Source organism: Shewanella sp. GXUN23E (assembly GCF_050865035.1).
In the GTDB taxonomy this organism is placed as follows: Bacteria; Pseudomonadota; Gammaproteobacteria; order Enterobacterales; family Shewanellaceae; genus Shewanella.
On record NZ_JBOZWP010000013.1, the window covers coordinates 34,734 to 49,554 of the forward strand.

The 14,821-nt window shown below is 54.8% G+C and carries 12 protein-coding genes; 4 read left to right on the forward strand and 8 right to left on the reverse strand.

Going from position 1 to position 14,821, the window contains the following annotated elements; genetic code table 11:
• Positions 1 to 19: 19 nt before the first annotated feature.
• The 3 genes from ACRRUX_RS12490 to ACRRUX_RS12500 form a co-directional block, all read right to left on the reverse strand.
• Entirely contained in the window at positions 20 to 1,396 is a 1,377-nt protein-coding gene (locus tag ACRRUX_RS12490; protein ID WP_432530764.1) for an MATE family efflux transporter, read from the reverse strand.
• 76 nt (positions 1,397 to 1,472) lie between these two features.
• The gene (locus ACRRUX_RS12495) at positions 1,473 to 2,642 is read right to left on the reverse strand and encodes a CobW family GTP-binding protein (protein WP_432530766.1); all 1,170 of its coding nucleotides are present in this window, start codon (positions 2,640 to 2,642) and stop codon (positions 1,473 to 1,475) included.
• 82 nt (positions 2,643 to 2,724) lie between these two features.
• A complete protein-coding gene (locus ACRRUX_RS12500) occupies positions 2,725 to 4,125 on the reverse strand; it encodes a DEAD/DEAH box helicase (RefSeq protein WP_432530768.1) in 1,401 nt (466 codons plus the stop codon).
• A gap of 83 nt (positions 4,126 to 4,208) precedes the next feature.
• On the opposite strand from ACRRUX_RS12500, the gene ACRRUX_RS12505 reads away from it, so the two are divergent.
• Together ACRRUX_RS12505 and ACRRUX_RS12510 are read left to right on the forward strand one after the other, a co-directional pair.
• Entirely contained in the window at positions 4,209 to 5,027 is an 819-nt protein-coding gene (locus tag ACRRUX_RS12505; protein ID WP_432530770.1) for a glutathione S-transferase, read from the forward strand.
• Positions 5,028 to 5,166: 139 nt separating this feature from the next.
• Positions 5,167 to 6,366 carry a multidrug effflux MFS transporter gene (locus ACRRUX_RS12510; protein WP_432530772.1) on the forward strand — a complete coding sequence of 400 codons (1,200 nt, stop codon included), beginning with the start codon at positions 5,167 to 5,169 and terminating at the stop codon, positions 6,364 to 6,366.
• A gap of 131 nt (positions 6,367 to 6,497) precedes the next feature.
• Here ACRRUX_RS12510 and ACRRUX_RS12515 read toward each other — a convergent pair whose 3' ends face one another.
• Positions 6,498 to 6,722, reverse strand: coding sequence for a hypothetical protein (locus ACRRUX_RS12515; protein WP_432530774.1), 225 nt, complete (start codon positions 6,720 to 6,722; stop codon positions 6,498 to 6,500).
• A gap of 45 nt (positions 6,723 to 6,767) precedes the next feature.
• Complete coding sequence (purU, locus tag ACRRUX_RS12520; protein WP_432530776.1) at positions 6,768 to 7,601, reverse strand: formyltetrahydrofolate deformylase; 834 nt, start codon at positions 7,599 to 7,601, stop codon at positions 6,768 to 6,770.
• Positions 7,602 to 7,933: 332 nt separating this feature from the next.
• On the opposite strand from purU, the gene ACRRUX_RS12525 reads away from it, so the two are divergent.
• Both ACRRUX_RS12525 and ilvN read left to right on the forward strand, forming a co-directional pair.
• A complete protein-coding gene (locus ACRRUX_RS12525) occupies positions 7,934 to 9,655 on the forward strand; it encodes an acetolactate synthase 3 large subunit (RefSeq protein WP_432530778.1) in 1,722 nt (573 codons plus the stop codon).
• A complete protein-coding gene (ilvN, locus tag ACRRUX_RS12530) occupies positions 9,655 to 10,152 on the forward strand; it encodes an acetolactate synthase small subunit (RefSeq protein ID WP_432530780.1) in 498 nt (165 codons plus the stop codon). The genes ACRRUX_RS12525 and ilvN overlap by 1 nt, the downstream gene beginning before the upstream one ends.
• A gap of 66 nt (positions 10,153 to 10,218) precedes the next feature.
• Here ilvN and ACRRUX_RS12535 read toward each other — a convergent pair whose 3' ends face one another.
• The 3 genes from ACRRUX_RS12535 to ushA (ACRRUX_RS12545) all read right to left on the reverse strand — a co-directional run bounded on the left by ACRRUX_RS12535 (position 10,219) and on the right by ushA (ACRRUX_RS12545) (position 14,678).
• Complete coding sequence (locus ACRRUX_RS12535) at positions 10,219 to 10,668, reverse strand: Hsp20 family protein (protein ID WP_432530782.1); 450 nt, start codon at positions 10,666 to 10,668, stop codon at positions 10,219 to 10,221.
• A 275-nt stretch (positions 10,669 to 10,943) separates the two neighbouring features.
• Entirely contained in the window at positions 10,944 to 12,710 is a 1,767-nt protein-coding gene (gene ushA, locus ACRRUX_RS12540) for a bifunctional UDP-sugar hydrolase/5'-nucleotidase UshA (protein ID WP_432530784.1), read from the reverse strand.
• Positions 12,711 to 13,001: 291 nt separating this feature from the next.
• Entirely contained in the window at positions 13,002 to 14,678 is a 1,677-nt protein-coding gene (ushA, locus tag ACRRUX_RS12545) for a bifunctional UDP-sugar hydrolase/5'-nucleotidase UshA (RefSeq protein WP_432530786.1), read from the reverse strand.
• Positions 14,679 to 14,821: the final 143 nt, after the last annotated feature.

The following is a 14,821-nucleotide window of genomic DNA, read 5'->3' on the forward strand; positions in this document are numbered from 1 at the left end:
AACGCAAAATGGGTAAAAATCAACCTGCGCGAACGGCTATACCGGCAAACTTACGGTCAACCCGGCGAATGGCAAACGCCATCCACAGACTCAGGATGCAGGAGCAGATCGCCAGCGACATCCACACCCCTGTGGTGCCAAACAGCGCGGCCATTGCCCACAACATCAGGCCTATCAGCACCAGCTTACTGGCGGTCAGAATCGAGGCTTCACGACTGCAGTTAATCGCCTGGAAGAAACTGGCGCCCACCAGCAGCAAGCCTTCCATCGGCAGGCCCCAGAAGTACAGATATAGCCCTTCCACCGCAACCGGTGAGAGCTGTGGGTTATCGCCGGCGAACAGATACACCAGCCACTGGGGTTTGAGGTAAATCAGCAGTAATCCCAGCACAGCCACCAGCAAAGTGACACCGAAGCCGATATTGCGGGTCTGTCTGACTCTGTCATAGCGTCCGGCGCCGGCATTAAAACTCAGGATAGGCTGAGCACCGAAGGCAATCCCTTCAAAAATCAGGTAAAAAATGGCCTCGGTGTAACTGACCACACCATAGGCAGCCACATGGATGGGGCCACCCACCCACAGAAACGCCATATTGTGGAAGGTCAGTACTATCGACAGATACAGATTCATCAGGAAACTGGGCAAACCTACCCGCGCAATATTCAGGCAGTTATCCAGTGTAAGTTTCATCTGCGCCGAGGTAATGGTCAGCTGCGTGCGTTTGGAGAAAAAGTGCTGCAAACACAAACTGGCGGTCACCGCCTGCGACAACATGGTGGCAATTGCCGCACCGGCTAGACCAAAGGGCCAGACGACAATAAACAGCCAATCCAGAAAGATATTGAGTACGCCGCCGAGAATGAGCACGCCGGTGACAAACTCAGGCCGGCCATCATTGCGCAGCAAAGTGGTAAAAGTCAGCGACAATACCGGGAAGATCCCCAACGCAAAATACCAGAACAGATACTCATCAGCGCTTTGCAGTATCTCGCCCTCAGCCCCCAGTGCCAACAGGATAGGCCGGGAAAACAGCATTCCCAGTATCGCGAATATCACCCCGGTCAGCAGCGCCAGGCTGAAGGCATTACCGACAAAACGCCGGGCTTTGGCGGTGTTGCCCTGCCCCAGATTAATAGACACCAGCGCCGCCGCGCCCATGCCAATCAAGGAGCCCATGGCATACAAAATCGCCCCGACAGGATAAGCCAGCATGATGCCAGCCAGCCCCTGCTCGCCCAGATAATGTCCAACAAACATGCCATCAACGGTCACATAGATGCCGGTGACCAGCATGGACATGACGGTTGGCAAAGCATAACGCCACAGCAATTTGGGAATAGGATCGGTCAGCAGGCGCTGTTCACTGCCTGCTGCCGCGTTTGTGGAAGTTGCCATCGGGACGACTCAACACCAGATAAAATTGCGCGGATCTTACCGGATCCCGGGGCAAAATGCATGGCAACAGAAGCCCTTAGTGATCAGTAAGACAGGCAAGCACACGCGCACGCCAAATTTCAGCATCCAGCGGCCTATGATCGATAAACTCGATTCGCGAGTCCAACGTCTCATCAAGCTCGCTGACTCGCAGCCGACCATCCGCCAGATTAAACGCGGCAATGCCATCCAGAGTGATGACCACCGCCTTGAGGCGCGCCACATTCACCGACTGCAGCAGCTGCATCAGCCGATCGAAATCAAAGCAGTGTTCGGCGCGAAAAATCCAGCCCAGGCTATAAAAGCCATCACCGGCATTGGCTTTCTCAATCATGCCATGCTCATCGAAATGCAGAGGCACTGGCTTCACCTCGTCACTGCGGGGCGCAAACAGCCAGGAGTCGCCTGCGCCCGTTGCCCCCGTCAGCAAGGACGGTTCCCGCCGGGGAGAACTTGCCTGCATCGGCCTGTTGTTACTGTCGGACGTACTGCTTGATGTACTGAGTGATGTGCCGACTGATTTGCTGACCTGTGCCCCGGAAGAAGCCGCGGATGAAACTACAGGATTACCAGCAACCGGCACTTTGGCTGGCAGTTGTATGGCCTTCACCATTTCGCGCTCAAGCGGCCACTGCTCACTGATGGCATACACAGGCGTGTCGGCCAACGACCAGGCATCAAGCAACTCGGCCAGTTGCTGCAGCGGCTGCTCATCGTAACTGTCGGCCTTACTGGCCAGCACCAGATCTGCCACCGCCAGCTGCCGGCGGAAAATCTCATGCTCGGTATAGCGGGTGTCCTTCAGCCGGGACGCATCCACCAGACACAGGGTAGCCCTGAGATTGAGCACATTGGCCAGAAATTCGCTGCGCAACAATTTAAGAATTTCATCGGGATGCCCAAGACCGGTTGGCTCAATCAGCAAACGGTCGGGTCTGGCGCGGGTCAAAATCTGAGTGACAGCCACCTGAGTCGGCACGCCAGCCGCGCAGCACATGCAGCCACCGGCGACCTCACGCACAACCACCTCATCGCCCGCCGAGCGCCCCAGCAGCGCGGCATCCAGCCCGATTTCGCCAAACTCATTGATGAGCACCGCCCAGCGCTCATCCTCCGGTTTACTGGCCAGTAACCTTTGAATAAAGCTGGTTTTGCCGCTGCCCAGAAAGCCGGTGATCACATTAACCGGCACAGATTGTATTTTCATCGCCCACTCCTGCCAGCCACTTTACTTGTCAGCCTGCTCGCCATCCCGCATTTCATCCTGCATACCGTCCCGGGCCTATTGCTCAGCGCTGGGCTTTGCCCCTGTGAGCCCCCGCACTCCCTTTGGATGCTGCGCCGCCGGCTTGCTGACCACGACGATTGGCCCCGCTGCGGGGTTGACCGCTGTTTTTCGCGGCGAAATGGGAGCGGCCACCATGACCGGGCTTATCGCCAGAACGCCGGGATGGCTGACTGCCCCCCTTCCCGGCTTGCTGATACGATTGCTGCTGATACGATTGCTGCTCATAGCGCGCAGGCAGCGGCGCACCCGGCTCGTAGCCGGTGGCCTGAGTCACACTGACCGTCTCGCCCATCAGGGCTTCAATGGCTTTCAATGCCAGTCGCTCAGAAGGCGACAGCAAACTCAGCGCTTCACCTGACTGACCGGCGCGGCCGGTACGGCCGATGCGGTGCAGGTAATCTTCCGGGTTTAGCGGCAAATCAAAATTCACCACCAGGGGCAAACCAATAATATCCAGCCCGCGGGCCGCGACATCTGTCGCCACCAGCGCCCGAATAGCGCCGCTTTTGAAGTCTTCAAGCGCCTTGATGCGCCGTGCCTGGGTACGATCGCCATGTAATACCACGCAGCTGATACCATCGAGCTGCAACTCGTTAAGTACCTGATCGGCCAGCTGCTTGCTGCCGGTAAATACCAGCACCTGCTTCAGATTCTGTTTGCCTATCATCTCCGCCAGATATTCCGACTTGCGCCGTGGGTCCAGCAGCACTCCCAGCTGACGGATCTGTTGATTGGCGCGGTTGGCTTCTATGTTGACCAGTGCAGGCTCATTCAACATGGTTTTGGCCAGCGCCGAGATTTCCGGCGTCAGGGTTGCCGAGAACATGGCGCTTTGGTGCGCAATCGGCAATGCGCGCTTTACCCGCTGAATATCTTTGACAAAGCCCATATCCAACATGCGGTCGGCTTCATCAATAATCAGGGTATCCACCCGATCCAAACTCACGGCCTGCTGGTACATAAGATCAAACAGGCGACCCGGCGTAGCCACCAGAATATCCACGCCTTTCGCCAGCAACTTGCGCTGGGTGGAGATATTCACCCCGCCAAACACCACAGCCACCTTAAGCGGCTGAGCGCCAATAAAATCCATAAAGGCCTGTCCCACCTGCAGCGCCAGCTCGCGGGTCGGCGTCAGCACCAGCACTGTCGGTTGGCCAGTCGCTTGCGAGCCATTACCCCTTGCCGCTGTGACGGCGGCAGCATCGGCCACCGGTTCACATAAACGCTGGATAATCGGCAGGGCAAAGGCCGCCGTTTTACCTGTACCGGTCTGCGCACAGGCAAGCAGATCCTGCCCGGCCAGCAGCAGCGGAATGGCTTGCATCTGAACCAGCGTCGGCGCTGAAAAACCACAGTGAGAGATAAGCCCCGAATTCAGGCCCAAAGAGGAAAATGACATGCTGACTACCGGATAGAAAAAACAGCCGGCAGTGTAACAGATGGGCGTCGGTTAACCCAGCAACATGGCGCAGCTCGCTTTTCATGAAGACAGGTGCAGGCGTCTATCGACCGCGCAGCATCACCTTGCATCAAACTATTGACTTACTGTTACAGGATTTTCACAATCCTCCGACCCATAAGCTATTACCGCGCACCATGTCACTGTCTTTGCCACTGCTCTACAGCTTTCGCCGCTGCCCCTATGCCATCCGCGCCCGACTGGCATTGCGGGTGTGTAATATGCCGGTCAGATTGCGCGAAGTGGTGTTAAGCAACAAGCCTGAGGAACTGTGGGCACTGTCGCCCAAAGGCACAGTGCCTGTGATGCAACTGAGCGACGGCACTGTACTGACCGAAAGCATGGATATCGCCCTGCATGCGCTTGAGCGTATGGCAGAAAGTCCGACCAAAGATGCGCTGCAGGCCGGCCGACACCAGGCGATTGAGATGATGACCCAGTGCGATCAGAGGTTTAAACCCTGGCTGGATAAATACAAATACGCCGACCGTTTCCCTGAGCAGGCCGCAACGGAATACCGCCGACAGGCCGTCATAATCCTCTCCCAATGGGACAGGCAGCTGGCGCGTTCGCCTTTTCTAAGCGGCAATAACCCGGGACTGGCAGATTGGGGAGTATTGCCCTTTGTGCGCCAGTTTGCCGCCGTTGAGCCGGACTGGTGGCGCACTCAGCCATTGCCGCAACTGGCCTCCTGGCTGTCACTGCTGCTCGGCACTGACACCTTTACTCAAAGCATGCTGCGCTATCCTGAGTACCGGCAAACCCGCCAGGAGTACTGCTTTCCTGCCGATGCTCAGGGTCGTGCCCACAAGGTCAAAAGGCGATTGCTGCGCCGCGTCTGATAGCCTACCTGAGTCCTCACATAGGGACTAACTCATTGATATAAAGCATCCTTGCCAGCACTCTGCCCGAGTAATATGGATGACAGGTCATTGAGAGCGGGGTTACCATAGCGCCTCATTACGATTACCGGGCCTTTCTGTGGACGCGCACTCCCCTCACGCCAGCCTTAAAATTCTGCTACCACTGCTGGCGGCCATCATTGCCATCAGCCCGCTGGCGATTGACATGTATCTGCCCGCCATGTCGCGCATCGCCGCCGATCTTCACTCCAGCCTGCCACTGGTGCAGCAATCCATGAGTCTGTATCTGGCTGGCTATGCCTGCGGCATGCTGCTGTTTGGCCCGCTGGCCGACAAACTGGGCCGCAAACTGATGCTGCGTATTGGTCTGACGGGCTTCATGCTGGCCAGCATTGGATTGGTATTGGCGCCGGACATCGGCAGTTTTCTGGCAGCCCGCGCGCTGCAGGCGTTCTTTGGCTCTGCTGCCACTGTGGTGGTCCCAGGTTATATCCGCCAGGTGTATGGCGAGCACACCGCCAAGGGCATGTCCTATGTGTCGCTGATCATGATGCTGGCGCCGCTGATCGCACCGACCGTCGGCAGCGGCATTATGCAGCTGTGGCATTGGCAGGGAATATTTGTGCTGCTGGCAACCTATGCAGCGCTGCTGATCATACTGAGCGGCTGTGTCCGCCTGCCGGCCGAGCCGCCCCGTGCACTATCGCACACGCCGATGAGCTTTTTTGGTCGCTATAAGCGGGTCTTTGGCCGTGCCAACATACTGCCCGGGATCGGCGCCAGCATGCTCACCTCATTTGCCTTTTTTACCTATCTGACCGCCGCGCCTGTGCTCTACATGGAAATTTTTGGGCTCAGCAGCAGCACCTTTGCACTGGTGTTTGGTGCCAATGTCGGCGCACTGATGCTCGCCAATGTCATCAATACCCGACTGGTTAGCCGCCTGGGCTCGAAACGTATTCTGAAACTGGGCTCGCTGCTGGCATGCACTATTGCCCTGTTGCTGGCGCTGGCGGCTTTTATGGCCTGGCCATTGTGGTTGCAGATGGTATTGATCGCCGGATTGATTGGCTTCGGGGCCATGGCTTCGGTCAATGCCGATGCGCTGGTGATCATGCAATTTTCTGAAGAAACCGGCACGGCCACGGCTGTGATGAGCACATTGAAGTTTGGCGGTGGCGCGCTGGCGGGGCCTATTCTGGCAGGATTTCACAGCAGCAGTGCATGGCCGTTTGCACTCATGATATTCATAACTCAGCTGCTGGTGCTTGGCTGTTATGGCCTGGCTTACTCTTCACTGAGTAAAAGACTGCGCTGAATAAAATATTGCGCAGATAAGCCTGATTAACCAGCAACACGCCCCGGTTCTGTTATCTGTGTTTCGCTGGCGAAATGGTTTTTAAGCGCCTGAGTCCGCGGGTGCTGAATCAATCAGCACAGGGACTCATTTCAGGCTTCAAATTCCAGTTCAATATCGGTGCAGCCCCGGGGGCAATGAATGCCATACAGCGCCTCTTGCTCCTGCTGGCGCGGGTTTTTACCCGGCACCCGCAGTTGCAGCACCTGACCACAATCGGCGCAATGCACAGTCTGACCTTTACCTATGCGTTTAATCAGATTTTTCTGGTCATTGAATGACTTGGCACTGAGTTTATTGATTTGGCTGAAATCCATCGTGGCTCCGGGTAGTAAAATCGGCGCTAATCTAGCATAAACGCCTCAGAGGATCACGGTTCTGTTGCCGTAAACGAAGACCCGATCCTCAAGCACCATACCCAGTGCCCGCGACAGCACGGCTTTTTCCACATCCCGGCCGGCCTTGGCCATATCGGATGCGCTGAAGTTATGGTCTACCGGGATCACCTGCTGATGAATAATCGGCCCTTCATCCAGATCGTTGGTAACAAAATGGGCGGTGGCCCCAATGATTTTCACGCCCCGCTCAAACGCCTGACGATAAGGATTGGCGCCGATAAAAGCAGGCAGGAAGCTGTGGTGAATATTGATAATCCGATGGGCATAACGGCTGACAAAAGACGGCGTTAAAATCCGCATAAACTTGGCCAGTACCAGATAATCCGGTGCATAGCTATCCACCACATCGGCAATCGCCTGCTCGTGGGCCTCCCGCGACAAGCCTTCATGGGACACTGTGACGTAAGGGATGTCGAACTTTTCGGTCAGATTGGCCAGATCCGGATAGTTGCCCACTACAGCGGCAATCTCCACCGCCAGGCTGCCATCAAAGGTTTTAATCAGCAGATCCCCCAGACAATGAGCTTCTTTGGTGACCAGCACCACGATGCGTTTGCGCTCTGAGCCCACCAAACGTCTGTGACTGCCTTTGGGCAGCACCCGATCCAAATCCAGCATCAGGGTATAGTCGTTAAAAATGCCCTCAAGCTCTGTGCGCATATAAAACTGACCGCTGGAGTGATCCACATACTCGCGGTTATTGATGATATTGAGCTGGTGCTTGTAACAAATGTTGGTAATTTGCGCGATAAGACCGGTGGCATCCGGGCAATCGGTCAGCAGGATCTTTCGTTCCATTGAGTGTTCCTTGATATTCGTCTGCCTTCCTTGTATCCGGTTTCAGGGCGGCGGTCAAAAATCCTGTGCGTTACCGGTGACAATCCTCTTATCAAACTGAATATTTTTCATACTTAGCCCCTGCTTCCAAATTAACACTTGAAAAACAATTCACTCGCAAGTAGGGTTGAATTTCGCTCAATTCGGACAAAGTTCAACCACTAAATCACCCTTTGGCAGTTGAACACATGGATTGGGGTCATTGCCTACCGGCAATACCCTTTGGCTATAGCGACTACCGTCGTTGTAACTCATTACTGGTTTACCAACACGGTGATGACAAGGAGATCTTCATGGAAACGCTTTCCGGCGCCAGTATGATTGTGCGCTCATTAATTGACGAAGGTGTAAAACACATCTTCGGCTACCCCGGTGGGTCGGTTCTCGATATCTACGACGCCCTGCACGAAACTTCCGGCATTGAACACATTCTGGTACGCCACGAGCAGGCCGCTGTGCACATGGCTGACGGTTATGCCCGTGCCACCGGTGAAGTCGGCGTGGTGCTGGTGACCTCAGGGCCCGGTGCCACCAACGCCATTACCGGCATTGCCACTGCGTATATGGACTCAATTCCGCTGGTGGTGCTTTCAGGCCAGGTGCCTTCCAATCTGATCGGCAACGATGCCTTTCAGGAATGCGACATGATAGGCATCTCCCGCCCTGTGGTGAAACACAGCTTTCTGGTGACAGATCCCAGAGATATCCCGTCCATCATCAAGAAAGCCTTTTATATCGCTGCCACCGGCCGCCCCGGTCCTGTGGTGGTTGACCTGCCAAAGGATTGTCTCAATCCCCAGCACAAATTTGAGTACCAGTATCCTGAGTCAGTCAGCCTGCGCTCCTACAATCCCACAGTGCATGGCCACAAAGGCCAGATCCGCCGGGGATTCAAGGCCCTGCTGGAAGCCAAACGGCCTGTGCTGTATATCGGTGGCGGCGCGATTATGGCCAGCTGCAGCGACCAGATAATCCAGCTGTCGGAGCGGTTGCATATTCCTGTGGTGACGACCCTGATGGGGCTTGGCGCGTTTCCAGGTACCCACGCCAACAGTGTTGGCATGCTGGGCATGCACGGCTGTTATGAAGCCAACATGACCATGCACAACAGCGACCTGATTTTCGCGGTGGGCGTGCGTTTTGATGACAGGACCACCAATAATCTGGAGAAATACTGCCCTGACGCTACGGTACTGCACATCGACGTCGACCCTTCGTCGATTTCCAAAACCGTGGCGGCAGATATTCCCATCGTGGGCAGCGCCGATACCGTGCTCAACGATATGCTGGCGTTGCTGGATGAGCAGGGAAGTGGTGAGCGCGCGCCGGACGTACTGGATGCCTGGTGGGCTGATATCGACAGCTGGCGGGCACGTAAAAGTCTGGCTTACAAGATGGACTCCAACCGTATCAAGCCCCAGCAGGTGATCGAGACCCTGTATAAACTGACCGGCGGTGATGCCTATGTTACCTCGGATGTGGGTCAGCATCAGATGTTTGCCGCCCTGTATTATCCGTTCGACAAACCCCGTCGCTGGATCAACTCAGGGGGCCTGGGCACCATGGGCTTTGGTCTGCCAGCCGCCATGGGCGTGAAAATGGCGCTGCCCAATGAAACCGTGGTGTGCGTCACCGGTGATGGTTCAATTCAGATGAATATTCAGGAGCTATCGACCGCCCTGCAGTACGACACTCCAGTGAAAATCATCAACCTTAACAACCGCTTCCTTGGTATGGTCAAACAGTGGCAGGACATTATTTACGCCGGGCGTCACTCCCACTCCTACATGGATTCTGTGCCCAATTTCGCCAAAATTGCCGAGGCCTATGGTCATGTGGGCATCGCCATCAGCTCCCCCGATGAGTTGGAGCCACAGCTTAAAAGAGCACTGGAGATGAAAGATCGCCTGGTGTTTGTCGATATCAGTGTCGATGAAACCGAGCACGTGTACCCCATGCAGATACGTGGCGGGGGCATGAATGAGATGTGGCTGAGCAAGACGGAGAAAAGCTGATGCGGCGGATTATTAGTTTGTTACTGGAAAACCAGCCCGGCGCCCTGTCCCGAGTGGTCGGCCTGTTTTCCCAGCGTGGCTACAACATTGAAAGCCTGTGCGTGGCGCCCACCGACGATGCCACGCTGTCGCGGCTGAATATCACGGTGGAGGCTGACGAATCTGTGCTGGAGCAGATCGAGAAGCAACTGCACAAGCTGATTGATGTGCTCAAGGTGTCCAACATTACCGACAGCGCTTATATCGAGCGTGAGCTGGCGCTGGTTAAGGTCAAGGCCCAGGGCGATATGCGTGAAGAGGTTAAGCGGATGTCGGATATTTTCCGCGGCCAGATCGTGGATGTCACAGCCGGCCTGTATACCATTCAGATCGCCGGTACCACAGAAAAGCTGGATGCCTTTATCCGCAGTCTGGCGGAGGCCACCAAGGTGGTGGAAGTCTCCCGCTCAGGTGTGGTGGGCTTATCCCGTGGCGATAAAGCCATGAAAGCCAGCTGATACAAAGCCTTGGGTAAAAACGACAAAGGGAGCCAGTGGCTCCCTTTGTTTTCAAACTGATACTGATTACTCAGCCGTCTCGGCTTCCAGCAAACGGCTGGTGGAGATCTCAATCTTACGGGCCTTCATCGCCTCAGGAATTTCCCGTACCAGTTCAATATTGAGCAGACCGTGCTGCAGATTGGCACCGGTGACAATCACATGATCCGCCAGCTGGAAGGTACGCTCAAAGCCGCGCTCGGCAATGCCCTGATGCAGATACTGACGCTCGGCATCCGGCTCTTTACGCACGCCTTTAATCAGCAGCTTTTCGCCTTCGCTGGTGATTTCCAGTTCTTCCATCGCAAAGCCGGCAACGGCCATGGTGATGCGATAGCGGTTTTCACCCAAAAGTTCGATATTGTATGGCGGGTAGCTGGCATTGCCATTGTTGGCGGCGGCATGTTCGGCCAGACGGGCTAAACGATCAAAACCAATGGCACTGCGAAAAAGTGGAGAAAAATCATAGTTACGCATAGTCATATCCTTGTATTAAGCAATATGTTGAAACCTTGAAGGGTTAAGTTATGTCGGGCCGACACCTGTCGCACCCGCGTTATCATCCGGGGATATCATGCCACCGGATAAACGACTGCCCCGAAGGCACAGTCTGGTGAGCTTACTGAGCTCACTATAAGAAATAGGGGCGTCATTGGCCGTTTCAAGGGCTGCAAACAAAATTTTTTGCATTGGGAGGCTAATAAAAAAAAGCAGCCCGCAGGCTGCTTTTGACAATGCACGTCAGCTATCCATTATTTGGCGCAGCTTTTCACCACATCACCGGCACGCATGAACACAGGGTGACCGCCCCGGGCAGGGTCATAGTCAACCGCCTTAATGTCTTTATGCTTGACGAAATATTCACGCAATACCGCTGCATCGGCTATCTGAGTATCAACATAGGTCGGCAGCTCGGTGACGATGGGATACTTGTCCCCGCCCTTGGCACTGAAGTTGATCAGGGTGAAGGTATACTTGTCTTCTAGGGCAAACTCTCGACCGCCCAGAGACTTGATGGCGACTATGTCACTGGCGCTGGCATCTGGATTAATCTCAGTGGCATCACAGTGCACTGTCATTTCCATCGGATACAGCTGCGGCATGCCGCCACCGGTTTTGACTGCCACATTGGCCAGATAATCCTGCACTTGCGCGCCGCTCATGGTCACGAAAGACACCGCATTGCCGAATGGCTGCACCTTAATCACATCACGGTAAGTGATATCACCGGCCTGAATCGAATCGCGGATCCCGCCTGAGTTCATCACCGCGAAATCAGAGGTTACCGCATAGTTGTCGGTCACCCATTCACCATAGGCGCGGGTCAGCAACTGCCCCAGATTGGTCTGCTGCGCACGCACATCATTGCGATCGCCATTGAGTTTGCCATCGGTGTGCGACAGCACTTCATCCAGCAGCGCCTGACCCTGATCCTGATAGAATTTCAGGGTGTCCAGTACCACTGCATCCTGCACAATCTCCTGAGTGGCAAACACCAGTTCACCGGCCTCATTCTTTTGCTTCAGATTGACCGGAATGAGCTGGTAGTTGACCAGGCTTAGCTTGCCATCCTGATATTCAAAATCGGCACGGCCCACATATTTGCCCCACTCATAGGCCTGCATAATGAAGGTGCCATTCTGAATATCCGGTTTACACTCATCTCCCGGCTGGAAGTCGGCGTAACTCTTGCCGTCCGGCTCCATACACACAGGGTTTTGCGAGTGACCACCGATAATGGCCTGCAGTTTGCCCTGCTCAAGGGAGCGGGCCAGCATCACATCACCGGGTGCCTCAGTGCCGTGCTCGCCATTGGCGTAATGGCCCATGTGCGTCAAAGCGAAGACCATATCCACGGTTTCATTGGCTGCTATTTCAGCCAACACCTTGTGGATTTCTTCCTGTGGCTCGGTGAAGTGCAGATCTTTGACATTGTCAGGGCTGACAACTTTTGGCGTGTCTTTGGTGGTGAAACCGATAATGGCGATATTCAGCCCATTGACCTCAAACACCTGATAGGGCTTGAAGTATCGCTCATCGGTCGGCTGGCCATCAATTTTCTTGTAGATATTGGCCGCCAGCATGGGGAACTGGGCAATTTTTGCCTGCATATCCAGAGTGGTCAGTGGATTATCAAATTCGTGGTTCCCTACGGCCATGGCATCATATCTGATGAGGTTCATGCCGATAAAATCGGGAACCGCATCCTGCATATCTGACTCGGGGACGCCGGTGTTGATATCACCGCCAGACAGCAGAATAGTTTGCCCGCCATGATATTCAACCTCATCACGGATCTGGTCAATCAGGGTCTTGCGGGCAGCCATACCGTACTCACCATCTTTGTTGTGCCAGAAACGGCCATGGTTATCATTGGTATGCAGTACGGTAAATTTGGTGCAATCCAATGAACCGTCGGAACAAAGCAGTGGATTAGGCTCGTCGTTATTGTCATGGCAACCGGCAAGCGCAGCGAGAACCGCAGTGGTGATCAGCCCTTTGGCCAATTTGTTGGTCATATCCAACTCCATTTTTATAATCAGGCACCGTCATTCCCCTGGGCAATGCCCGTGATTGAGAATGCAGTGCTTCTTTGTAGGTTTATTTCCATCATCTGGGTGCGATTGGCATCGCAGGAGGGATAGTAGCAACAGGGCGCATGATCACCTGCTTAATTAGCCAGCAGTTGAGTAGCAGTTCTGACTATAAAGTGCGCGGTCACATTCAGGACGGGACATGCTCCAAAAAAGCAAAAAAATTGCCCATAAAAAAGGCAGCCCGCGGGCTGCCTGATAAGTCATGAAGTGTGTTCAGCGCTCGGCGCAACTGTTGACCCGCTTCTTGCCAACAAAATAACGCACGTTATTGCCCAGGCTCAGTTCACTTTCAACTATGTTGCCTTTCTGCTGCAGATATTCACGAAATACCTGCGCGTCTGTCTGTTGCAGATTGAGTACATCGATAATCGGGTAACCATCTCCACCGGCAGCGCTGAAACCGGAAATGGCGAAGCTGTAGGTCTCAGCCGGTGAAAATGGACGACCACCTATGCTGTGGATCTTTGCCTGCCGGGCATCACAATCCACATCCAGTTTGATGTTACTGAGCTGTGCCAGCCCACCACCAGTCAGCGAGGTGACCTGATCCAGATAGATCTGCAACTGCGAGCCAGTCATGGTAGCCTTGGTGACAAAGTTCCCGAAAGGCTGCACGGTGAGCACATCACGATAGCTGATCACGCCAGGCTCTATCGATGCCCTGACACCACCGGCATTAATGACCGCGAAATCTGCCTTCACCAGCTCATGATTGCGAAATGCTTCGCCCATCAAATAGCCAAGATTGGTTTGCCGACTGCGAACGCTGTCACGCTGACCATCCAGCAGCACCTCTGAATAAGCAATTCGCTGATCCAGCAACTGCTCGCCGGTCTGCTGATAGGGCGCCAGCGTTTGCAGCATCATGGGATCTTCCGGGATCACCGGCCCTGCGGATTGACGCTCGCCATTGGCATCTCTTAACTTCAGATTCACCGGGATCAGCTGATAATTCAGCAGCTCCAGCTGACCATTGAAGTAGCCGAAATCGGCGCGGCCCACGTATTTGCCCCACTCGTAGGCCTGCATGATCCAGGTGCCATTCTGCCGGTCTGGCACGCAGTCATCACCGGGTTTGAAATCGGCATATTGTTTGCCGCCCGGCTCCATGCACACAGGATTTTGTGAATGACCGCCAATAATACCGTGCAATTGTCCGGGCATCAGTGCGCGGGCCATCTTCACATCCCCCGGCGCCTCACTGCCATGGTTGCCATCGGCATAATGGCCCATGTGGGTAAGGGCGAACACCAGTTGCACATCCGGATGATACTCACGGATCTCCTTGAGCACAGAGGGCATCACTTCAATCGGATCGGCAAAGTAGACATCATCCACATTATCCGGATGCACCAGATGAGCGGTGTCTTTGGTCGTCATGCCCACCACAGCCAGCGTGACACCATTGAGTTTAAAGATGCGATAGGGCTCAAAATAGTGCTCAGCAGTCACACTGCGATTGGCGTCGCGCTTGAAAATATTGGCCGCCAGCATGGGAAACTCTGCCAGCTGCCTTTGCATTTCCAGCACCGACATTTCATTGTCGAACTCGTGGTTACCCACCGCCATGGCATCGTAGCCAATCAGGTTCATGCCGATGAAGTCAGGCACGGCGTCCTGCATGTCGGACTCGGGCACCCCGGTATTGATATCACCGCCAGAGAGCAACAAACTCTGTCCGCCCGCCGTAGCAATCTGTGCCCGCTGCTCGTCAATCAGGGTCTTGCGCGCAGCCATGCCATACTCATCATATTTGTTGCGCCAGAAGCGGCCATGATGATCGTTGGTATGCAGGATTGAGAATCTGACGCAGGCATCACCGGCCTGCGCACAATTTTGTGGCGCTACTGCGGACTGACATCCAGCCAACAGCAACGCTGAGACCATCATGGCGAGCGCCGTGCTTGGGAGATAAGATATTGACATAAATCCTTTTCTCGGAAGAAATACGGCTCAGTTCCGAGCCTTCCATAACCTGGCGGGATGATAACAGGAATGTCGCCCCGGCCCCATACCTTAATACCTTTGAATGT

Coding starts and splice junctions, on each gene's coding strand:
- ACRRUX_RS12495 (WP_432530766.1), bottom strand. CDS start 2,642: ATGAAAATACAATCTGTGCCGGTTAATGTGATCACCGGCTTTCTGGGC.
- ushA (WP_432530786.1), bottom strand. CDS start 14,678: ATGATGGTCTCAGCGTTGCTGTTGGCTGGATGTCAGTCCGCAGTAGCG.
- ACRRUX_RS12490 (WP_432530764.1), bottom strand. CDS start 1,396: ATGGCAACTTCCACAAACGCGGCAGCAGGCAGTGAACAGCGCCTGCTG.
- ilvN (WP_432530780.1), top strand. CDS start 9,655: ATGCGGCGGATTATTAGTTTGTTACTGGAAAACCAGCCCGGCGCCCTG.
- ACRRUX_RS12505 (WP_432530770.1), top strand. CDS start 4,209: ATGAAGACAGGTGCAGGCGTCTATCGACCGCGCAGCATCACCTTGCAT.
- ACRRUX_RS12500 (WP_432530768.1), bottom strand. CDS start 4,125: ATGTCATTTTCCTCTTTGGGCCTGAATTCGGGGCTTATCTCTCACTGT.
- purU (WP_432530776.1), bottom strand. CDS start 7,601: ATGGAACGAAAGATCCTGCTGACCGATTGCCCGGATGCCACCGGTCTT.
- ACRRUX_RS12525 (WP_432530778.1), top strand. CDS start 7,934: ATGGAAACGCTTTCCGGCGCCAGTATGATTGTGCGCTCATTAATTGAC.
- ACRRUX_RS12535 (WP_432530782.1), bottom strand. CDS start 10,668: ATGCGTAACTATGATTTTTCTCCACTTTTTCGCAGTGCCATTGGTTTT.
- ushA (WP_432530784.1), bottom strand. CDS start 12,710: ATGACCAACAAATTGGCCAAAGGGCTGATCACCACTGCGGTTCTCGCT.
- ACRRUX_RS12515 (WP_432530774.1), bottom strand. CDS start 6,722: ATGGATTTCAGCCAAATCAATAAACTCAGTGCCAAGTCATTCAATGAC.